The organism is Streptomyces sp., assembly GCF_031181705.1.
In the GTDB taxonomy this organism is placed as follows: Bacteria; Actinomycetota; Actinomycetes; order Streptomycetales; family Streptomycetaceae; genus Streptomyces.
Genome location: NZ_JAPSKN010000026.1, coordinates 17,558 through 37,070, shown reverse-complemented (window position 1 = coordinate 37,070; position 19,513 = coordinate 17,558). Strand labels below are relative to the sequence as shown.

Genomic DNA, 19,513 nt, shown 5'->3' with positions numbered 1-19,513 from the left:
GCGGCTACGCGGGGGTCACCGCGTGGCCGTAGCGCAGCAGGTTGTCCGGGTCGTAGGTGGCCTTGTCGTGACGCAGCCGGGCGTAGACCTCCGGGGTCCAGGCGCGGGCGATGTCCTGTTCGTCGCCGGGGGTGCCGTGGATGTTGACCATGGTGCGGCCGGTGCCGTACGGGGCCATGGCGGTGTAGAGGCGGCGGGTCGCCTGTTCGACGGCCTCCGCCACCGGGGGCGCCGGCATGATCCCGACCGACTCCATGAAGTACCGGGCGTCGCGGGCGCAGACGGCGTCCTCGACGGGGGCCGGGCGGGCCAGTGCCCCGCCCATGTGGCGCAGCGAGGCCACGAGCAGCGGGTGGTCGACCCCGGCCGCGGGTCCGACCTGCTCCAGGAACGCGCTCATGGCGTCCGGGGTCAGGTCGCGCAGGAGCATGCAGCACTCCCGTGCCGGGAGCGGGTCCTGGGGTTCCATGTGGATGCGGTCCAGGTCCGCGTAGTCCATCTCCTCCACCATGTCGACCGCCACGGGGGCCACCCGGCGCAGCGGGGCGACCAGTGCCTCGCCCTCGGCCGTCTCGCCCGGCCAGGCGATCGCGACCCGGGCCCAGAAGCCGCCGCGCAGGGATTCCGGCAGCTGCGGGATGGGCGGCAGGCGCAGCACCGAGAACATGCTGCCCATCTCGTCCGGGACCGTGCGGGTCCACTCCGACCAGGCGTGCAGCAGGGATGCGGTGTGCTCGGCGTGCCAGTGGAGGCCGCCGCCGTAGAGGCGGGGCAGGGCGAGCAGTCCGGTGACCAGTGAGGTGACCACGCCCACGTTGCCCTTGCCGCCGCGCAGGGCCCAGAACAGTTCCGGCTCGTGGTGGGGGTCCGCCTCGCGCAGCCGGCCGTCCGGGGTGACGACCTGGAAGGAGCGGACCAGGTCGGCGGCGTAGCCGTAGGCCCGGCCGAGGACCGGCAGTCCGCCGCCGAGGGTGTAGCCGACGACGCCCGCGTCGGTGGAGGTGCCGCAGAGGCCGGCCAGGCCGTACGGGGCGCCGGCGGCCAGGACGTGGCTCCACTTCGCGCCCGCGGCGATCCGCGCGGTGCGGGTGGCGGGGTCGACCTGGACGTCCGTCATGCGGGACGTGGTGATGAGCAGGCCGCGTTCGATGGGGAAGTTGGCGCCGTGGCCGGTGGCCTGGACGGCGACCGGGGTGTGGGTGGCGTGCGCCCAGCGCATCGCGGCGACGACGTCGTCGGTGCCGGTGGCCCCCACGACGACGTCCGGGGTGTGGAGGGCGGCCAGGTTGAAGCCGGTGACCTCGTCGGCGTAGGCGTCGTCGCCGGGGCGCAGGACGGGACCGGCGATGTCCGAGAGGGCGAAGAGGTCGGGGGTGTGGTGCGGGGCGGTCATCGCGTCCTCCGTGGGGGCGGGTACGGAGGGACGGCGGCGGCGAGGAGTGGGGGACGGGCCGTCGGGGTCCTTGTGTTCGCTGCTTTCAGGATGGACCTCGGGAGTGGTGGGCGCATCGCGGGAAGCGGGGCTCCTGGTCGGGTGAGTGGGCCGCAGGGCTCCGACATCGCGTCGGCATCGGGGCGTTCGGGGCGGGCGTAGCGTAGAGGGCATGACGACGTACGGATCATTTCCCGGTGCGCGGCCGCGGCGGTTGCGGAGCAACCCCGTGATGCGTCGGATGGTCGCCGAGACCCGGCTGCACCCCGCCGACCTCATCCTCCCCGCCTTCGTGCGCGAGGGCGTCAGCGAGCCGGTGCCGATCACGGCCATGCCCGGGGTCGTGCAGCACACGCGGGACAGTCTGAAGAAGGCCGCCGCGGAGGCGGTCGCGGCGGGCATCTCCGGGATCATGCTGTTCGGCGTGCCGGAGGAGTCGAAGAAGGACGCGCTCGGGACGCCGGGGACCGATCCGGACGGCATCCTCCAGGTCGCCCTGCGGGACGTGCGGGCCGAGGTCGGCGACGACCTGCTCGTCATGTCCGACCTGTGCCTCGACGAGACGACCGACCACGGGCACTGCGGGGTGCTCGACGCGCAGGGGCGGGTCGACAACGACGCGACCCTGGAGCGGTACGCCGAGATGGCCCAGGTGCAGGCCGACGCCGGGGCCCATGTGGTCGGTCCCAGCGGGATGATGGACGGGCAGATCGGGGTCGTCCGGGACGCCCTCGACCAGATCGGGCGGGAGGACGTCGCCATCCTCGCCTACACCGCGAAGTACGCCTCCGCCTTCTACGGGCCCTTCCGCGAGGCCGTCGGCTCCTCGCTCCGGGGCGACCGCAAGACCTACCAGCAGGACCCCGCCAACGCCCGCGAGTCCCTGCGCGAACTCGCCCTCGACCTCGAGGAGGGCGCCGACATGGTGATGGTCAAGCCGGCCGGGCCCTACCTGGACATCCTCGCCCGGGTGGCGGACGCCGTGGACGTGCCCGTCGCCGCGTACCAGATCTCCGGCGAGTACTCGATGATCGAGGCCGCCGCCGAGAAGGGCTGGATCGACCGCGACCGGGCGATCATGGAGACCCTGACCGGCATCCGGCGGGCCGGGGCGCGCAACATCCTCACCTACTGGGCCACCGAAGTGGCCCAGAAGCTGAGGGATCAGTAGGGCGGTTCAGCAGGGCGGTTCAGTAGGACAGGGCCTGGTCCATGTCGCGCAGCCAGTAGGTGACCCGCAGGGTGCTGTCGTAGTACACGCCCTCGGCCGGCAGGGCGGGGAGCGCGGCGGGGCCGCCGTCGCTGTTGGGCGTGCGGCCCTGGAAGCCGACCGTGAGCTTGCGGCCGGTGGTGCCGGCCTCGCCGCTGCCGTCGGCCGCCGACAGCAGGACACCCGCGTAGCCGGACTCGCCGGGGGCCAGGGTCGTCACCGCCTGGGGCTTGGAGTCCTCGATCGCCTGCGGGGCCCACTGCATCTCGTCGAAGCGGAGCACCGGGTGGTAGGTGAGGTCGCAGTTCGCCGAGCCGGTGTTCCTGACCGTGATCAGCATGTGGTTGAGGGGGCGGGGCACCGGCTGGGCCGTGACGGTGGTGTTGGAGCCGTTGCAGGAGACGCGCGTCCGGTCGGCCGGCTTCCCGGCCTTCTCGGTGCCCTTGCCGGTGGTGCCGGTCTTGCCGGTGGTCTGCGTGGTTCCCGTGGTGCCGGCGGTCTCCGCGGTCCCGGTGGTGTCCCCGGGAGGCTGCTGGGTGGCACCTGCTTCCCGCTCGCCCGGGGTGGCGCCCGTAGCGCTCGTGCCGGGTGTGATCGACGTGCTCGCCGCCGCACCCTCGTTCCGGGTGCCGGTGCCGTCCTCGCACGCCGTGAGGGCGAGGGCGGCCAGGAGGGCGACGGGGAGGGCGTGGTACTTGCGCATGGCTGGGTTCCTTTCGGACAAAGAGCGGTGGGGAAGTGGGCCCGGGCGGGCCGCTCGACCGGTCGGCCGGGAGTGGCGTGCTTGGATGACCAGAGCTTGTGGGGTGATGCGTCCCGGCCGCCACACTCGGCGGGCGATCAGGGACGCTGGAACGCCCGCACGGCCATTGACCAGGGGAAACGACCGTTCCCTGGAACGGTGGAACGGGACACGGGGGCTGGAGGAACAGTGTCGGAGAGCACGGCCGCGGGTGATTTCGCGGCACTGCTGGGGGAGTTGAAGGAGCGCTCCGGGCTGAGCTACGGGGTGCTCGCCAAGCGGCTGCACATGAGTACCTCGACGCTGCACCGGTACTGCAACGGGGACGCCGTACCGGCCGACTACGCGCCCGTGGAGCGGCTCGCGCGGCTGTGCAAGGCGTCGCCCCGGGAGCTGGTGGAGCTGCACCGGCGGTGGGTGCTGGCGGATGCGGGGCGGGGGCGGAAGGGGGGAGCGGGCGCCGACGATTCCGGGTCCGTCGCGGATGAGGAGCCCGTGGAGAACCGTCCGTCGCCGGGGGAGCCGGATCCAGCTCGGGGTCCGGATCGAGAGGGGGATCCGGAGCCGGTCTTGGAGCAGGGCGTCCAGGAGGAGAACGGCTCGGGCGGGGGCCGTCCGGACCCGGGCGGTTCAGGTGAGGGCGCTGCGGACGAGGGGCGGTCGGAACGGGCGGGCGAGGTGCTGTCGGGCGGGTCCGCCGGCCGGCGTCCGCGTCGGCCGCGTCCCGCCGTGCTCGCCGGTGTGGCCCTGGCCGTCGTGCTCGGCGGGGTCGGGCTCGCCGTGGCCGTGCCGTCCGGCGGGACCGACGGGGACGAGCGGCACGGGTCGGCGACCGCGCCGGACTCGGCCGCGCGGCCCGGCGGCTCCGCTGTCGCCTCCGTGTCACCCCCGGGCCGTTCCTCCTCCCCCTCCGGCCCGGCCAGGGAAGAGGGGAAGGACAAGGACAAGGCGAAGGGGGCCGCCGCGTCCTCCGGCCCCTCGGCCCCGGCCACCGGCGCCGCACGCCCCGGCCGCGACACCGCCCCCGCCTCCGGCCCGGCTCCGCTCTCCGTCGACACCGAGCCGCACGCCTGGGAGGACCCCTGCTCCCAGCGCTACCTGGTGAATCTGCCGCCGGACCGCGTCGTGCCGCCGCCGCTGGAGCAGGACGCGCCGGGCTGGGTGGCGGCGATGGACGCCGTTCCGTCGGGGGAGCAACTGCTGAAGGTCACCGTGCAGGGGACCGGGGACGAGACGGTGGTCCTCAAGGGGCTGACGGTCCGCATGGCCGGCAAACGCGCCCCGCTCGCCTGGAACGACTACGCCATGGGCTATCCGGGCGTGGGCTGCGGCGGTGGTGTGCCGACCCGGTTGTTCACGGTCGCCCTCGACGCGGCGCGGCCGGCCGTCGTGCCGGAGGCGGGCCACGACGACTTCCCGTTCAAGGTGAGCGAGTCCGACCCGGAGGTCTACTACATCCGGGCCGACGCCTCCGCCTACGACGTCAGCTGGTACCTGGAGCTGCGGTGGTCCAGCGGCAGCCGGCAGGGCACGCTGACCGTGGACGACAGGGGCCGGCCCTTCCGCACGAGCGGCAACAACGGGCGCCCGGCCTACGAGTTCCCGCTGGGCGGCGAGAAGTGGGTGAAGGCCGGGACGACCGGCGCGTCCTGACGGCCGGCGGGTGCCCGTGAGGCCGCGGGCACCCGCACGTCACGCAGGTCGTTACGTCGTTGGCCGACCAAGTGGTCGCCGACGACCACCCAGCCCCCAGGAGACGTCCATGTCCGGTGACGCCCTCAGTCAGGACCCCGCCGAGCTGCGCAGGAGGATCGACAGCAGCAAGGCGCACCCGGCGCGGGTCTACGACGTCTTCCTCGGCGGCAAGGACCACTACCCGGCGGACCGGGACGCGGCCGCCGCGGCGCTCGCCGCCAACCCGCGCGGGTACCTCGACGTGCGGCACAACCGGGACTTCCTGCGCCGCGCGGTGACGCAGCTGGTCGAGCGGGACGGCATCCGGCAGTTCCTCGACATCGGGACCGGGCTGCCGACCGCGGAGAACGTGCACCAGATCGCACAGCGGATCACGCCCGGCTCGCGGGTCGTGTACGTGGACAACGACCCCGTCGTGCTCGCCCACGCGCGCGCCCTGCTGACCAGCGGGCCCGAGGGGCGCACGGACTACATCGACGCCGACCTGCGGGACCCGGGCCGGATCCTCGAACAGGCCGCCAAGACCCTGGACTTCGACCGGCCGGTCGCGCTCTGCCTGGTCGCCGTCCTGCACTTCGTCGCGGACGACGAGGCGTATCCGCTGGTGGGGGAGGTGCTCGACGCGCTGCCCGCCGGCAGCCGGCTGGTGCTCAGTCATCTCACCGAGGACCTCAACCCCGAGAACATCCGCGCGGTCCAGCGGACCTTCACCGAGCGGGGGTTCACCTTCGTGCTGCGCTCCCGGGCCGAGGTCGAGCGGTTCTTCACCGGCAACGGGCTGGAGATCGCCGACCCGGGCGTCGTCCCCGCGCACCGCTGGCGGCCCGACCACGCGGCCCCGGTCCCCGAGCAGCCGGAGGAGGCCTTCCTCGCCGGGCTCGACGACATCGAGAAGGTGCGCTACCGCGACATCGACGACGTCACGGACGCGGACATCAACGTCTACGCCGCGGTCGGGGCCAAGGGCTGAGACCGGGCCCTACGTCTCCCCCCGGCTCAGCCGTCCGCAGCCCCACGTGCCCGCCACGAGGACCAGCGCCGCCAGGCCGCCGGCCACTCCCGCGTACGCGCCGGGATCCAGGTCCACGGCGGTGTCCTCGTCCTCCAACGGTGCGGACGCGCCCTCGGGGTCGTACAGCACGCGCAGTGCGTCGCCCGGATCGAGCCGTTGCGGGTCGCAGCCGTCCGTCATCTCGGGTGAGATGTCCCGGCCGCCGCGGGTGCGCAGCGCACACTCGTCGGTCTTGCCGCGGTGGACGTCGACGACGACCGCCTCGGTCCACCGGCCCCGATCCCGCAGCGCACGCTCCTCGGCCGCCTGCTGGGTGACGATCGCCAGCACGACGGCGGCGGGGACGGTGACGACGAGCGCCCCGATGGCCGCTTTCGGCGTCTTCCTGTGCCGGACGTGGCGGAGCGCGACGCCGGGCACCAGGACGAGTGCCAGCGGTATCACCAGTGCGCAGGTGACGAAGACCGGGCCGCGCAGGAAGCCCGGCAGGGGCACCACCGGAGCGCACCACACCAGGGTCACGGAGGCCGTCACGCACGCGCCGGTGAACAGGAACCAGTGCACCGGGCCCGTACGGCGCCGGAGCGGAGTGGTCCCGGTGGGCCGGGCCGCTCGGGCGGCTCCTGGCGTGGGCCCGTGTCCGTCCCTGCCCGTTGCCATGCGCTCCCTCTCCGTCGACACCGGCCTGCCGACGGACGAGCGTACGGGCGCGGGAGCCGCACCGGTCGGCCGGGTCTCGCCGGTCGGCTGCCGCCCGGTGGGTGCCGTGTCCGTATCCCGGAAGTCTTCCTTGTAGACAGCATGTATGTCTCTAGGCTGCGGGGCACGTCGTCGCCGCTGTCGAAGGAGCCGTGTCATGACCGTCGCCGAGCCCGTTGCCGCCGTCCACGCGTCCGTGCCGCCGCTCGCCGCGCGGGCGCGGGCGGTCGGTGGTTCTCCCGTGCGGGACATCCTCGCCGTCACCGCGCGACCGGAAGTGATCAACTTCGCGGGCGGGCTGCCGGCGCCGGAGCTGTTCGACGCGGACGGCATCGCCCACTCCTACCGGGCGGTGCTGGCCGAGCAGCCCGCGCGGGCGCTGCAGTACTCCACGACCGAGGGCGAGCCCGCACTGCGGGCCGCCCTGGCCGCCCGGACCACCGCCCGCGGACTGCCCACCGGGCCCGACGACCTGCTCGTCACCACCGGCTCCCAGCAGGCCCTCTCCCTGCTGGCCACCGCCCTGCTCGAACCCGGCGACACCGTCCTCGTCGAGAACCCCTGCTACCTGGCGGCGCTCCAGGCCTTCGGTTTCGCCGGAGCCCGGGTCGTGCCCGTGCCCGGCGACGAGCAGGGGCTCGATCCGGAGGCGCTGGAGGACCTGGTGGTGCGCGAACGGCCCAAGCTGCTGTACACCGTGCCCACCTTCCAGAACCCCACCGGCCGTACGCTGCCCGCCGAACGGCGCGCGGCCGTGGCCGCCGTCGCCGCCCGGCGCGGACTGTGGATCATCGAGGACGACCCCTACGGGGAACTGCGCTACGAGGGCGAACGCGTCCCCTGGATCGCCTCCCGGCCGGGCGCCGAGGACCGCACGGTGCTGCTCGGCAGCTTCTCCAAGGTCATGGCACCCGGACTGCGGCTGGGCTGGCTGCGGGCGCCCGGCGAACTGCGGCGTGCCTGTGCCGTCGCCAAGCAGGCCGCCGACCTGCACACCCCGACCGTCAACCAGCTCGCCGCCGCCCGGTACCTCGCCGACCACGACCTGGACGCCCACGTCGCACGCGTCGCCGGGGTCTATCGCACCCGCCGGGACGCCCTGCTCGCGGGACTGGCCGGGGCGCTGCCCGAGGGCTCGGTGTGGAACCGGCCCGAGGGCGGCATGTTCCTCTGGGCCCGGCTGCCGGAGCCGTACGACACGACGGCGCTGCTGCCGCGGGTGGTGCGCCACGACGTGGCCTACGTCCCCGGCGCCCCCTTCTACGCGGGCCGGCCCGACCGGACGACCCTGCGGCTGTGCTTCGTGACGCAGGCCCCGCAGGAGATCGCCGAAGGGCTGCGCAGACTGGGCGAGGGGCTGCGGGACGGTGCCCCGGACACCCTCTAGGCCGCCCGGGTCAGTCCCACCAGAAGTGCCATGAGCTGCGGCCGAGGACCTGGTGCTCGGCGTAGGCCCGCAGGGACGGGCCGGCGCCGTGCCGGAGGTTGTCCGGGCAGAACGCGAAGTGTTCCGCGGCGACGGCCTCCGCGTCGGCGGGCGTGACGGGCGGGGCGGCGACCGACACCAGCAGGTGGTCGAAGCCGAGCGCCGTGACGCGTATGCCGAAGCGGTCCTCCCAGTCGCGCAGCACCGCGCCGAGCCGGGCCGGGTCCGCCTCGTGGTGCACCGCGCCGGTCCAGCCGATCGCCGCCGGTATGTCGGCGCTGCGGCGGGCCGGGACGAGCGCCAGGCGGGGCTCCTTGAGGGGGCCGCCGTCGTCCAGGAGGGCGTCCGCGGCATCGGCGGCCACCGTGTCCGGGTCCCGGCCGGCGGGCGGCGCGGTGTCCGCGCCCGGCCAGGGGGCGCCGTTTACCGCGTGCTCCTGCCAGTACTCCGCCAGGACCTCCTCGGCGTCGTGGTCCCCCGGGTACGACACGTCGGCGGGTGCCAGCTCCCAGCGGTCCGGGCCGCCGTGACCGTCGCCGACGTCGAGCACGACCGGCAGCAGGCCCCGGCGCCTGGCCGGTTCCAGCAGCTCCCGCTCACCCGGCCGGGCGCGCTCCCGCGCGCACCACAGCAACGGCTCGTGCCAGGGCCCCGCGGCCGTGGTGTCGACGAGCGCGCCGGCGGGGAGGCGCAGTCCGAGCGCGCGGCCGCCGGGGTCCGCGGCCAGCGCGGGCAGGGGGTTCGGGAGAGTCGCCATGCGGGTGACTGTAGGGCCGGCCACTGACAACGCGGCCGGCCGGTTCACGGGCGTGCCTCGAAGCACTCGCGCCGGCTCCCGTCACGGGGCGGCAGCAGGCGCGGAGCACCGTGCCGCAACGGGCCGCCGCCATGGGCGTGTAGAGGTACGACTGCGCGGCCAGGCCGTCGGTGATCCCGGCGGTGGACGGCCGGCCGCCACCGGCTGCCTCCAGCTCCAGGCGGTCGCCGATGCGCGTGCTCCACGTCCGCGCCCACCCGGCCCCGCACCGGGCCCCGTGGCGCAGTTCGAGGTGGGCCCCGGTCGACGTGCGGTGCGAGGCGAGGGTGAACGGGTCCGTGCCGCACGTCATGAGCATCGGGCTCCCGCCCCCGCAGGCGCTCCCCCGGCAGCGGGGCGCCGGGAAGGAGACCGGCAGCGTGAGCCGCTACATGAAGTCCCACACGTGCGCCAACTGCTCCTGGTCCACCCAGACTTCCGAAAACGCCGAGGGCGACACTCACGGGGGAGTGCCGCCCTCGGTCCGTCCGTCCCGGCCGGGCCTCAGAGCCGCTCGGGCGTCCGGATGCCCAGCAGCGCCATGCCCCGGTGGAGGGTGCGGGCCGTGATGTCGCACAGGAACAGGCGGTTCTCGACCTGCTCGGGCGTCTCGGCCTTCAGCACCGGGCACTTGTCGTAGAACGTCGTGTACAGCGACGCCAGTTGGTACAGGTACGCCGCCAGCCTGTGCGGGGCGTACTCCCGGGCCGCCTCCGCCACCGTCTCCGCGAAGGAGTCCACGTGCAGGCCCAGCGCCCGCTCCGCGGCGTGCAGTTGCAGCTCCGGGTGCGCGGCCGGGCGGGAGGCGCCGGCCTTGCGCAGGATCGACTGGATACGGGCGTAGGCGTACTGCAGGTAGACCGACGTGTCGCCGTTCAGCGAGACCATCTGGTCCAGGTCGAACTTGTAGTCCCGGTTGGCCGACGTCGACAGGTCCGCGTACTTCACCGCGCCGACACCCACCTGGGCGCCCCGCTCGGCGATCTCCTCCTCGGAGAGGTCCTGGGCCTTCTCCCGGACCACCGCCGAAGCACGGTCGATCGCCTCGTCCAGCAGGTCGACCAGGCGGACCGTCTCGCCCTCACGCGTCTTGAACGGCTTGCCGTCCTTGCCGAGGACCGTGCCGAAGGCCAGCTGGAACGCCTTCACGTCGTCGTTCAGCCAGCCCGCCCTGCGCGCCGTCTCGAAGACCATCTTGAAGTGCAGCGACTGACGCGCGTCCACCACGTACACCAGCGTGTCCGCCTTGAGGTCGAACACGCGGTCGCGGATCGCCGACAGGTCGGTCGCCGCGTAGCCGTAGCCGCCGTCCGACTTCTGCACGATCAGCGGGACCGGCTTGCCGTCCGGGCCCTTGACGTCGTCGAAGAACACGCACAGCGCGCCCTCGGAGCGGACCGCCACGCCCGACTCCTCCAGCAGGCGGCAGGTCTCCGCGAGCATGTCGTTGTAACCCGACTCGCCGACGATGTCCGCGTCGCGGATCTCCATGTCCAGCTTCTCGAAGACGGAGAAGAAGTAGATCTTCGACTCGTCGACGAACTTCTGCCAGATGGCGAGGGTCTTCTCGTCGCCCGCCTGGAGGTCCACCACCCGGCGCCGGGCGCGCGTCTTGAACGCCTCGTCGGAGTCGAACAGCTTGCGCGAGGCCTTGTAGAGGCGGTCGAGGTTCGACATCGCCTCCTCGCCGCTCACCTCGGCCGAACCGTGGTCCAGCTCGTGCGGGTGCTCGTCCAGGTACTGGATGAGCATGCCGAACTGGGTGCCCCAGTCGCCGATGTGGTGGCGCCGGACCACGTGCTCGCCGGTGAACTCCAGCAGCTGCACCACCGCGTCGCCGATCACCGCGGAGCGCAGGTGCCCGACGTGCATCTCCTTCGCCACGTTCGGCTGGGCGTAGTCGATGACCGTGGTGCCGGGCCGCTCGGCGCGCGGCACGCCGAGGCGGCCGGTGTCGTCGGCCCAGCGCGCCGCGAGGTTCTCCGTGATCGCCCGGTCGGTGACCGTGATGTTCAGGAAGCCGGGCCCGGAGACCTCGACGTCCCCGATCAGCTCACCCGACTCCACCCGGGAGACGACCTGGGTCGCCAGCTCCCGCGGGTTGGCCTTCGCCTTCTTGGCGAGGGCCAGGATCCCGTTGGCCTGGAAGTCGGCCCGGTCGCTTCGTCGCAGCAGCGGGTCCGCGGAACCGGCCTGCGGCAGGGCCGCCGACAGGGCCGCCGCGAGGCGCTGGTGGACGGAGTCGCTGAGGGACGTGACCGAGGCCATAGGTAAGGGTGCCGTTCTCCTCGAGGGAATCGATAGACACGGCCAGTATCCCATGGGGGTAAAGCCGTTTTTCCGGGCGCGAGGCGGTCTGGGACAATGATGCGGTCAGCCGTGCGACCGTACCGGCTGCCCGATGCAGAAAGAAGGACGTGCCGATCGTGGCTCAGAGCACCGAGACCACCGACTGGGTCTCCCGTTTCGCGGATGAGGTCATCGAGGAGTCGGAGCGCCGGGCCCCGGGCAAACCCGTCGTCGTCGCGTCCGGTCTCTCCCCGTCCGGCCCCATCCACCTCGGCAACCTCCGCGAGGTCATGACCCCGCACCTCGTCGCCGACGAGATCCGCCGCCGGGGCCACCAGGTGCGCCACCTGATCTCCTGGGACGACTACGACCGCTACCGCAAGGTCCCGGCCGGCGTCCCGGGCGTCGACGACTCCTGGGCCGAGCACATCGGCAAGCCGCTGACGTCCGTGCCCGCGCCCAAGGGGTCCGCGCACCCGAACTGGGCCGAGCACTTCAAGGCCGCGATGATCGAGTCGCTGGCCGAGCTCGGCGTGGAGTTCGACGGGATCAGCCAGACCGAGCAGTACACCTCCGGCGCGTACCGCGAGCAGATCCTGCACGCCATGCGGCACCGCGGCGACATCGACGCCATCCTCGACCAGTACCGCACCAAGAAGGCCCCCGCCAAGAAGCAGCAGGGGCAGAAGCCGGTCGACGAGGCCGAGCTGGAGGCCGCCGAGGGCTCCGGCGCCGCCGCCGAGGACGACGGCAGCTCCGGCTCCGCCGGCTACTTCCCGTACAAGCCGTACTGCGGCAACTGCGAGAAGGACCTCACCACCGTCACGTCCTACGACGACGACTCCACCGAGCTGACCTACGCCTGCACCGCGTGCGGCTTCTCGGAGACGGTCCGGCTCAGCGAGTTCAACCGCGGCAAGCTGGTCTGGAAGGTCGACTGGCCGATGCGGTGGGCGTACGAGGGCGTCGTCTTCGAGCCCTCCGGCGTCGACCACTCCTCGCCCGGCTCGTCGTTCCAGGTCGGCGGGCAGATCGTCGGGATCTTCGGCGGCAAGCAGCCGATCGGCCCGATGTACGCCTTCGTCGGCATCTCCGGCATGGCGAAGATGTCCTCCTCCAAGGGCGGCGTGCCCACCCCGGCCGACGCCCTGAAGATCATGGAGCCGCAGCTGCTGCGCTGGCTCTACGCCCGCCGCCGGCCCAACCAGTCCTTCAAGGTCGCCTTCGACCAGGAGATCCAGCGGCTCTACGACGAGTGGGACCGGCTCGACGCCAAGGTCGCCGACGGCAGCGCCCTGCCGGCCGACATGGCCGCGCACTCCCGAGCGGTGCGCACCGCCGCCGGCGAACTGCCGCGCACGCCCCGGCCGCTGCCGTACCGCACGCTCGCGTCCGTCGCGGACATCACCGCCGGGCACGAGGACCAGGCGCTGCGCATCCTCAGCGAGCTCGACCCGGAGCAGCCGCTGACCTCGCTGGACGAGGCCCGCCCCCGCTACGACAAGGCCGAGGCGTGGATCAACGCGCACGTCCCGGCCGACCAGCGCACCATCGTGCGCGACGAGCCCGACGCCGAGCTGCTGAAGTCGCTCGACGAGCCGAGCCGCGAGTCGCTGCGGCTGCTGCTCGACGGACTCGCCGACCACTGGTCGCTCGACGGGCTGACCCACCTCGTCTACGGCGTGCCCAAGGTGCAGGCCGGGTTCTCCGCCGACGCCACCCCGAAGGAACTGCCGCCGGAGATCAAGACCGCCCAGCGGTCCTTCTTCGCGCTGCTGTACCACCTGCTGGTCGGGCGGGACACCGGGCCGCGGCTGCCCACGCTGCTGCTGGCGGTGGGGCAGGAGCGGGTGCGGACCTTGCTCGGCGCGTGACGGGCGGACAGTGAGGAGGGGCCCTCGACGAGGGCCCCTCCTTCGCGTCTCGCCCCGCCGTCAGGCGATGTGGTCCTCCTCCAGCTCCGCCGAGTGACGCTTCTGGAAGCGCTCCACGAGGGACTTCAGCTCACCGGGGCTCAGCGTCGTGCCGTAGGTGGCCTGGATGTTGTCCCCCAGCCCCCGGGGGGTGGGGTAGCTGCCGTCGATCGACTGGCGGAACACCTGGTAGTACGCCTCCTCGTCCGGCTCCGGGGCCGGGGGCGTGCCGCCGCCCTCGCCCAGCTCGCGCGTACGGTTCGGGCCCACCGGTATCGGGAAGCTGCCGGTGTCCTCCGCGGAGGGCGGCTCACGGTCGTACTCGGGCTGGTACCGCTCGGCCTCCTGCTGCTCCGCGATCCACTGCGCGTAGTGCTCGGCCGGGTCGTAGTCCGGGTCGTAGCCGCCCTGGTACTCGACCTCGCGCGGGGTGTTGAACCACGGGCTCTGCTCCGGCTCGGGCTCCTGGTCCGGGTACTCGGCCTCGGGACCGCTGTCGAGCTCCAGACGCTGCTCGCCGGCCGGCGCCGCCCTGCGCGGGTCGGGCGCCGACCCCGCCCCACGCCGGTCCGGTCCCACCTCCGCCTGCGGCGGGGGCGGAGGGATCAGCGCCGGCTCTATGCCCGCCGCCGCCAGGCCCGCAGGGGCCGTCTCCGCCAGCGGCACGCCGTAGCGGGCCAGCCGCAGCGGCATCAGCGACTCCACCGGCGCCTTCCTGCGCCAGGCACGCCCGAAGCGGGAGCGCAGCCGCGCCTGGTACACCAGGCGTTCCTGCTCCAGCTTGATCACCTGCTCGTAGGAGCGGAGCTCCCAGAGCTTCATCCGGCGCCACAGCAGGAACGTCGGGATGGGGGAGAGCAGCCAGCGGGTGAGGCGGACGCCCTCCATGTGCTTGTCGGCCGTGATGTCGGCGATGCGGCCGATCGCGTGCCGGGCCGCCTCGACCGAGACGACGAAGAGGATCGGGATCACCCCGTGCATGCCCACGCCGAGCGGATCCGGCCAGGCCGCGGCGCCGTTGAAGGCGATCGTCGCCGCCGTCAGCAGCCAGGCCGTCTGGCGCAGCAGGGGGAACGGGATCCTGATCCACGTCAGGAGCAGGTCCAGGGCCAGCAGGACGCAGATGCCCGCGTCGATGCCGATCGGGAAGACGTAGGAGAAGTCCCCGAAGCCCTTCTTGAGGGCCAACTCGCGGACCGCCGCGTACGAACCGGCGAAGCCGATGCCGGCGATGATCACGGCACCGGCCACGACCACGCCGATGAGAACGCGGTGCATCCGAGTCAGCTGCAGTGGCGCGGCCACCCGTACTCCCCTCCCCTTGCGTGTTGTTGCGCGCAACAGGGTGGCACATGTGTACGGGGAACGGGTGGCCGGATCCCGCCGGGCCTGTCCGGCTCCGCTACGCGCTCTTCCTGGACGGCGACTTCGACGCGCCCTTCGAGGGCTCGTCCGAAGCGCCCTTGGACGCCGGCTTCGAGGGGGACTGGGAAGGGGACTTCGACGGGGAGCCGCTCGCCTTGCCGCCGCCCGCGCCGTTGGCCTCGGACACCGCCGCGACGGCCTCCTTGGCGGCCTTCTTCGCGTCCTTCAGCAGCTCGTCGGCGCTCGGCGTCTTGTCGCCGGCCAGACCCGCGCCGTTGTAGTCGAGGGTGACGACCACGTTCTCCACGCGCGCCACGACCGTCTGCTGCTTGAAGGTGCCTTCCTTCTTCTTCAGGTCGTAGTGGACGGCCGTCGCCTGGTCGCCCGTCCCGGGCACCGGCTCCGACTCGACGCCCTTGGCGCCCTCGGCCGCCTGCGCGTCCTGGACCTGCTTCTCGTAGTACTCCTGGGCCTGCTTGTCGGCCGGGCCGCGGGTGACGTCCGACTCGAAGCGCAGCATCGACACGTTCAGCCAGCGGAACTGCGAGCCCTTGACGCCGTTGTTGTCCAGGCTGTTCCACGAGCAGCCGGCCCGCGTGGAGATGTCGTCCGACTTGCCCTCCTTGCCGGACTTGTCCTTCGGGACGAGGTCCTCCAGCGTCTTCTTCGACAACGCCTTGCACGGCTCCGGGAGCTTGCCGTACGCCGCCGCCTCCACGGTCGGCGACGGGCTCGCGGACGCCGACGCCGCGGCCTTCTCGGCCTTGTCCGTGCTGTCGCCGGAGCCGGAGTCCGAGGAGCAGCCGGCGGCGACCAGCATCACGGGGACGGCGGCCGCGCAGACAAGGACGCGGTTCAGGCGCTTCGCTCGCTGCTGTCGCTCTTCTCGTCGCTGCATGGTTCCTTCACTCATGACGCTCGTGGTTCCCTGCGGTCGGAACGGGTCCGAGTGGTCACGGTACGCGGTGAGCCGACGGTGTGTTCTTCCTTCGGACGCTTCGCGGGCACCCGTGAACGGGCTGTGAAAGGGCCTCAGGCGCTCAGCGAATCCGCCAGCCGGGAGGCCAGTTTCTGGGCCCTGTCCTGCATTTCCTTGCTGTCCGGGACCGCGCCCACGGTGGCCGGCTGCTCCGCGTACTCGATGGTCACGATGACGTTGGACGTGCGGAACGCCACAGTCACCGTCCGCTGCTTGGCGGTCGAACCGGAGCTGGACAGCTCGTCGTCGAGGAACGCCTCGTCGCCGAGGTCCTCCAGGACGCGCGGCCGGAGCTCCGTCGGGGTCGCGGAGGCGGACGCCGGGGGCGACGAGGAGCCGGACGGGGAGGGGGAGCCGCTCGGGGCCTCGGAGGCACCGCCCGCCGGGGTGCTGCCCGTGACCGCCGACTCCGTGGTCGTCGGCTCGGGCAGGTGGGCCGCCGCCTCCTGCTCCGCGAACAGCTGCTCGGCCTGGCTGTCGTCGCTGACGGCGTTGTCGTAGGAGACGACCCGCTCGAAGTCGACGAGCAGGTGGTCCGTGGCGTCCCGGGAGTCGACCTTCCAGCGGCAGCCGACCTTGCGGTCGGTGTCGAACGTCGTCGTCGGCTCGCCCTCGTAGGCCTTCTCGCGCTGCTCGGCGTCGGCGATCTGCCGGATGCCGGGCAGGAGTTCGTCGAGTGTGCCCTCGCCGACCGCGGTGCAGGGCTCGGGCAGGGTGCGGTAGCGGCCGGGCTCGGCGGCGGGGGAGGCCGTGCCGGTGTCGCCCGGGTTGGAGCCGTCCGTGACGTCACCGTCGCCCGAACCGCCGGTGCAGCCGGCCAGCAACGCCGCGAGGAGCGCGGCGATACCGGACGCGTACGCCTTCCGTTGCACGTGGTGGCTCCTTACGACGCGGAAATCGGCTTGCCGCCGTGGGGCGGCCGATGAACACAATGTGTATCGCACGCACTGCCGTGGACGCCGGTCCGGAATCCCTTTCGTCGACCTTGGCGCCGGTATTCGCTCTTGAGGACTTCTGTTCGTTTACGGGGGATTGAGGACGCTATGTCGTATGTAGAGATACCTGGTGCGAAGGTACCGATCCGGATGTGGGCCGATCCGGCCACCGTCGAGAACTCGGCGCTCCAGCAGCTGCGGAACGTGGCCACGCTGCCGTGGATCAAGGGCCTGGCCGTCATGCCCGACGTGCACTACGGCAAGGGCGCGACGGTCGGCTCGGTCATCGCCATGCAGGACGCGGTGTGCCCGGCGGCGGTCGGCGTCGACATCGGCTGCGGCATGTCGGCGGTGAAGACGTCCCTGACGGCCAACGACCTGCCCGGAGACCTGTCCCGGCTGCGGTCGCGGATCGAGCAGGTGATCCCGGTGGGCCGCGGCATGCACGACGACCCGGTCGACCCCGGGCGGCTGCACGGGTTCGGCACGGCGGGGTGGGACGAGTTCTGGGGGCGGTTCGAAGGGGTGGCGGAGGCAGTCAAGTTCCGTTCCGAACGCGCCACAAAGCAGATGGGAACGCTCGGCGGTGGGAATCACTTCGTCGAGGTTTGTACGGATACGACCGGTTCTGTCTGGCTGATGCTCCACTCCGGTTCCCGCAACATCGGCAAGGAACTGGCCGAGCACCACATCGGCGTGGCCCAGAAGCTCCCGCACAACCAGGGTCTGGTCGACCGGGACCTGGCCGTCTTCGTCGCGGACACCCCGCAGATGGCGGCCTACCGCAACGACCTGTTCTGGGCGCAGGAGTACGCGAAGTACAACCGCTCGATCATGATGGCGCTCCTGAAGGACGTCGTCCGCAAGGAGTTCAAGAAGGCCAGGCCGACCTTCGAGCCGGAGATCTCCTGCCACCACAACTACGTGGCCCAGGAGCGGTACGAGGGCATGGACCTGCTCGTGACCCGCAAGGGCGCGATCCGGGCGGGCTCCGGCGAGTACGGGATCATCCCGGGCTCCATGGGCACGGGTTCGTACATCGTGAAGGGCCTCGGCAACGACAAGTCCTTCAACTCGGCGTCGCACGGCGCGGGCCGGCGCATGAGCCGCACCGCGGCCAAGCGCCGGTTCTCCACGAAGGACCTGGAGGAGCAGACGCGGGGCGTGGAGTGCCGCAAGGACTCCGGCGTCGTGGACGAGATCCCGGGCGCCTACAAGCCGATCGAGCAGGTCATCGACCAGCAGCGCGATCTCGTGGAGGTCGTGGCGCAGATCAAGCAGGTCGTCTGCGTCAAGGGCTGACCGGACGGCCGGCCCTACGCCTCCCGGTGCACCTTCGTGTTCGATGCCTGGGCGCGGGGGCGGACCACCAGGAGGTCGATGTTGACGTGGGCGGGGCGGGTGACCGCCCAGGTGATCGTGTCGGCGACGTCGTCGGCGGTGAGGGGCTCGGCCACGCCCGCGTAGACCCTCGCCGCCTTCTCCTCGTCGCCGCCGAAGCGGGTCAGGGCGAACTCCTCCGTCCTGACCATGCCGGGGGCGACTTCGATGACGCGGACCGGCTGGCCGACGATCTCCAGGCGCAGGGTCTCGGCCAGGACGTGGGCGCCGTGCTTGGCGGCGACGTAGCCGGCGCCGCCCTCGTAGGTGGCGTGGCCCGCGGTGGAGGAGACGACCACGACCGTGCCGTCGCCGCTCGCGATCAGCTTGGGCAGCAGCGCCTGGGTGAGGTTGAGCGTGCCGATGACGTTCGTCTCGTACATCGCCCGCCAGTCGGCCGGGTCGCCGGTCGCGACCGGGTCGGCGCCGAGTGCGCCGCCCGCGTTGTTCACCAGGACGCCGATCGTCCTGAAGGCCGTGGCGAACTCGTCGACGGCCGCGCGGTCGGTGACGTCCAGCGGGTAGGCCGTGGCCTGGTGGCCCGCCTGGTTGATCTCCTCGGCCAGTGCCTCGATGCGGTCCTTGCGGCGCGCGGTGAGGACCACGCGGTAACCCGCGGCGGCGAGTCGGCGTGCCGTGGCGGCGCCGATGCCGCTGCTCGCACCGGTGACGACGGCGATGCGGGAGGCTGCGGACGGGGCGGCGGTGGCCATGGGAGCTCCTCGGGTGGGCGGGCCGGCCGGCTTCTGCGCCGGGTGTGCGGCCAGGATAGAAGGGGCCCGCGGTGGGAGAATGAGGGCGGGTGATCCCCTGTTTCCCTGGAGGTGGATCATGGGCGAGGCACGTGAGGTCATGGACCGGCTCACGGACGCGGTCACCACACACCCGGATCTGGAGGTCGTGGCCGATCTGTACGCCGAGGACGCGGTCGCCTTCACCCCCGACGAGGGCGAGCTGCGCGGGCGCGACGCCATCGTCGCGTACTGGCGGACGATGACGGAGGCGGTTCCCGGCGCGACGTACCGGACGCTGCACTCCTACGAGGCCGGGGACACGGCCATCGACGAGGGCGTCTACAGCGGGCGGAACACGGGGCCGCTGGAGCTGCCCAACGGTGAGACGCTGCCTCCGACGCAGAAGGAGGTGCGGATCCGCGGGGTGGACATCGCCACCGTGAAGGACGGGCGGATCGTCGACTACCGGCTGTACTTCGACGAGATGGACTTCCTGGGGCAGCTGGGTCTGCTGCCGGACGAGCCGTTCTGAGGCACCGGGCCGGGGCCGCGGTCAGTTCCCTCGCGGGGCGTACATGATGACCGCCATGCCCGCGAGGCAGATCAGCGCGCCCGCGATGTCCCAGCGGTCCGGGCGGTAGCCGTCCGCGACGACGCCCCACAGGATCGAGCCGGCGACGAAGATCCCGCCGTAGGCGGCGAGGACGCGGCCGAAGTGGGCGTCGGGCTGGAACGTCGCGACGAACCCGTAGGCGCCGAGTGCGAGGACGCCGCCGGCTGCCCAGAGCCAGCCCTTGTGTGCGCGTACGCCCTGCCAGACCAGCCAGGCGCCGCCGATCTCCAGCAGCGCGGCGAGGACGAAGAGGGCGGCGGAGCGGAGCACGGACATGGCGGTCAGCTTCCCAT

Annotated in this window: 17 protein-coding genes and 1 pseudogene; 7 read left to right on the top strand and 11 right to left on the bottom strand. The window is 72.5% G+C overall.

Going from position 1 to position 19,513, the window contains the following annotated elements; genetic code table 11:
• Nucleotides 1-4 precede the first annotated feature (4 nt).
• Nucleotides 5-1,393, bottom strand: a complete 1,389-nt coding sequence (locus RIN80_RS08315; protein WP_309094867.1) for an FAD-binding oxidoreductase — start codon at nt 1,391-1,393, stop codon at nt 5-7.
• Between the two features lie 211 nt (nt 1,394-1,604).
• Here RIN80_RS08315 and hemB point away from each other — a divergent pair, with 211 nt between their 5' ends.
• Nucleotides 1,605-2,603, top strand: a complete 999-nt coding sequence (hemB, locus tag RIN80_RS08310; protein WP_309094866.1) for a porphobilinogen synthase — start codon at nt 1,605-1,607, stop codon at nt 2,601-2,603.
• Nucleotides 2,604-2,622: 19 nt separating this feature from the next.
• Here the strand turns inward: hemB and RIN80_RS08305 are convergent, their stop codons facing one another.
• The gene (locus RIN80_RS08305) at nt 2,623-3,345 is read right to left on the bottom strand and encodes a DUF4232 domain-containing protein (protein WP_309094865.1); all 723 of its coding nucleotides are present in this window, start codon (nt 3,343-3,345) and stop codon (nt 2,623-2,625) included.
• A 228-nt stretch (nt 3,346-3,573) separates the two neighbouring features.
• Between RIN80_RS08305 and RIN80_RS08300 the strand changes: the two genes are divergently transcribed.
• Entirely contained in the window at nt 3,574-5,037 is a 1,464-nt protein-coding gene (locus tag RIN80_RS08300; protein WP_309094864.1) for a helix-turn-helix domain-containing protein, read from the top strand.
• Nucleotides 5,038-5,146: 109 nt separating this feature from the next.
• Nucleotides 5,147-6,049 (top strand): SAM-dependent methyltransferase, encoded by a 903-nt coding sequence (locus RIN80_RS08295; RefSeq protein ID WP_309094863.1) that lies wholly within the window; start codon nt 5,147-5,149, stop codon nt 6,047-6,049.
• 9 nt (nt 6,050-6,058) lie between these two features.
• Here the strand turns inward: RIN80_RS08295 and RIN80_RS08290 are convergent, their stop codons facing one another.
• Nucleotides 6,059-6,751, bottom strand: coding sequence for a hypothetical protein (locus RIN80_RS08290; protein ID WP_309094862.1), 693 nt, complete (start codon nt 6,749-6,751; stop codon nt 6,059-6,061).
• Between the two features lie 196 nt (nt 6,752-6,947).
• Between RIN80_RS08290 and RIN80_RS08285 the strand changes: the two genes are divergently transcribed.
• Nucleotides 6,948-8,177 (top strand): PLP-dependent aminotransferase family protein, encoded by a 1,230-nt coding sequence (locus tag RIN80_RS08285; RefSeq protein WP_309094861.1) that lies wholly within the window; start codon nt 6,948-6,950, stop codon nt 8,175-8,177.
• Between the two features lie 10 nt (nt 8,178-8,187).
• Here RIN80_RS08285 and RIN80_RS08280 read toward each other — a convergent pair whose 3' ends face one another.
• The 3 genes and pseudogenes from RIN80_RS08280 to argS all read right to left on the bottom strand — a co-directional run bounded on the left by RIN80_RS08280 (nt 8,188) and on the right by argS (nt 11,280).
• Nucleotides 8,188-8,973 (bottom strand): DUF4253 domain-containing protein, encoded by a 786-nt coding sequence (locus tag RIN80_RS08280; RefSeq protein WP_309094860.1) that lies wholly within the window; start codon nt 8,971-8,973, stop codon nt 8,188-8,190.
• A 184-nt stretch (nt 8,974-9,157) separates the two neighbouring features.
• A pseudogene (locus RIN80_RS08275) lies at nt 9,158-9,325 on the bottom strand (DUF2690 domain-containing protein); the annotation flags it as partial.
• 191 nt (nt 9,326-9,516) lie between these two features.
• Nucleotides 9,517-11,280 (bottom strand): arginine--tRNA ligase, encoded by a 1,764-nt coding sequence (gene argS, locus RIN80_RS08270; protein WP_309094859.1) that lies wholly within the window; start codon nt 11,278-11,280, stop codon nt 9,517-9,519.
• Between the two features lie 149 nt (nt 11,281-11,429).
• On the opposite strand from argS, the gene lysS reads away from it, so the two are divergent.
• On the top strand, nt 11,430-13,175 hold the full coding sequence (gene lysS / locus RIN80_RS08265) for a lysine--tRNA ligase (protein ID WP_309094858.1): 1,746 nt from the start codon (nt 11,430-11,432) through the stop codon (nt 13,173-13,175).
• 60 nt (nt 13,176-13,235) lie between these two features.
• On the opposite strand, the gene RIN80_RS08260 is transcribed toward lysS, so the two are convergent.
• The 3 genes from RIN80_RS08260 to RIN80_RS08250 form a co-directional block, all read right to left on the bottom strand.
• Nucleotides 13,236-14,492: a DUF2637 domain-containing protein gene (locus RIN80_RS08260; protein WP_309094857.1), complete on the bottom strand. Its 1,257-nt coding sequence runs from the start codon at nt 14,490-14,492 to the stop codon at nt 13,236-13,238.
• Nucleotides 14,493-14,616: 124 nt separating this feature from the next.
• Complete coding sequence (locus RIN80_RS08255) at nt 14,617-15,492, bottom strand: DUF3558 family protein (protein ID WP_309094856.1); 876 nt, start codon at nt 15,490-15,492, stop codon at nt 14,617-14,619.
• A gap of 119 nt (nt 15,493-15,611) precedes the next feature.
• Entirely contained in the window at nt 15,612-16,430 is an 819-nt protein-coding gene (locus RIN80_RS08250; RefSeq protein WP_309094855.1) for a DUF3558 domain-containing protein, read from the bottom strand.
• 171 nt (nt 16,431-16,601) lie between these two features.
• Between RIN80_RS08250 and RIN80_RS08245 the strand changes: the two genes are divergently transcribed.
• Nucleotides 16,602-17,795 (top strand): RtcB family protein, encoded by a 1,194-nt coding sequence (locus RIN80_RS08245; protein WP_309094854.1) that lies wholly within the window; start codon nt 16,602-16,604, stop codon nt 17,793-17,795.
• Nucleotides 17,796-17,809: 14 nt separating this feature from the next.
• Here the strand turns inward: RIN80_RS08245 and RIN80_RS08240 are convergent, their stop codons facing one another.
• Nucleotides 17,810-18,586 (bottom strand): SDR family NAD(P)-dependent oxidoreductase, encoded by a 777-nt coding sequence (locus tag RIN80_RS08240; RefSeq protein ID WP_309094853.1) that lies wholly within the window; start codon nt 18,584-18,586, stop codon nt 17,810-17,812.
• A gap of 118 nt (nt 18,587-18,704) precedes the next feature.
• On the opposite strand from RIN80_RS08240, the gene RIN80_RS08235 reads away from it, so the two are divergent.
• Nucleotides 18,705-19,139, top strand: a complete 435-nt coding sequence (locus RIN80_RS08235; protein ID WP_309094852.1) for a nuclear transport factor 2 family protein — start codon at nt 18,705-18,707, stop codon at nt 19,137-19,139.
• A gap of 21 nt (nt 19,140-19,160) precedes the next feature.
• Here RIN80_RS08235 and RIN80_RS08230 read toward each other — a convergent pair whose 3' ends face one another.
• Nucleotides 19,161-19,496, bottom strand: a complete 336-nt coding sequence (locus tag RIN80_RS08230) for a YnfA family protein (protein WP_309094851.1) — start codon at nt 19,494-19,496, stop codon at nt 19,161-19,163.
• Nucleotides 19,497-19,513 lie beyond the last annotated feature (17 nt).

Excerpts from the sequence above, each read along its gene's own strand:
- RIN80_RS08315 (WP_309094867.1), bottom strand. The coding sequence starts at position 1,393 with ATGACCGCCCCGCACCACACCCCCGACCTCTTCGCCCTCTCGGACATC.
- hemB (WP_309094866.1), top strand. The coding sequence starts at position 1,605 with ATGACGACGTACGGATCATTTCCCGGTGCGCGGCCGCGGCGGTTGCGG.
- RIN80_RS08305 (WP_309094865.1), bottom strand. The coding sequence starts at position 3,345 with ATGCGCAAGTACCACGCCCTCCCCGTCGCCCTCCTGGCCGCCCTCGCC.
- RIN80_RS08295 (WP_309094863.1), top strand. The coding sequence starts at position 5,147 with ATGTCCGGTGACGCCCTCAGTCAGGACCCCGCCGAGCTGCGCAGGAGG.
- RIN80_RS08290 (WP_309094862.1), bottom strand. The coding sequence starts at position 6,751 with ATGGCAACGGGCAGGGACGGACACGGGCCCACGCCAGGAGCCGCCCGA.
- RIN80_RS08285 (WP_309094861.1), top strand. The coding sequence starts at position 6,948 with ATGACCGTCGCCGAGCCCGTTGCCGCCGTCCACGCGTCCGTGCCGCCG.
- RIN80_RS08280 (WP_309094860.1), bottom strand. The coding sequence starts at position 8,973 with ATGGCGACTCTCCCGAACCCCCTGCCCGCGCTGGCCGCGGACCCCGGC.
- argS (WP_309094859.1), bottom strand. The coding sequence starts at position 11,280 with ATGGCCTCGGTCACGTCCCTCAGCGACTCCGTCCACCAGCGCCTCGCG.
- RIN80_RS08260 (WP_309094857.1), bottom strand. The coding sequence starts at position 14,492 with ATGCACCGCGTTCTCATCGGCGTGGTCGTGGCCGGTGCCGTGATCATC.
- RIN80_RS08255 (WP_309094856.1), bottom strand. The coding sequence starts at position 15,492 with ATGAGTGAAGGAACCATGCAGCGACGAGAAGAGCGACAGCAGCGAGCG.
- RIN80_RS08245 (WP_309094854.1), top strand. The coding sequence starts at position 16,602 with ATGTCGTATGTAGAGATACCTGGTGCGAAGGTACCGATCCGGATGTGG.
- RIN80_RS08240 (WP_309094853.1), bottom strand. The coding sequence starts at position 18,586 with ATGGCCACCGCCGCCCCGTCCGCAGCCTCCCGCATCGCCGTCGTCACC.
- RIN80_RS08235 (WP_309094852.1), top strand. The coding sequence starts at position 18,705 with ATGGGCGAGGCACGTGAGGTCATGGACCGGCTCACGGACGCGGTCACC.
- RIN80_RS08230 (WP_309094851.1), bottom strand. The coding sequence starts at position 19,496 with ATGTCCGTGCTCCGCTCCGCCGCCCTCTTCGTCCTCGCCGCGCTGCTG.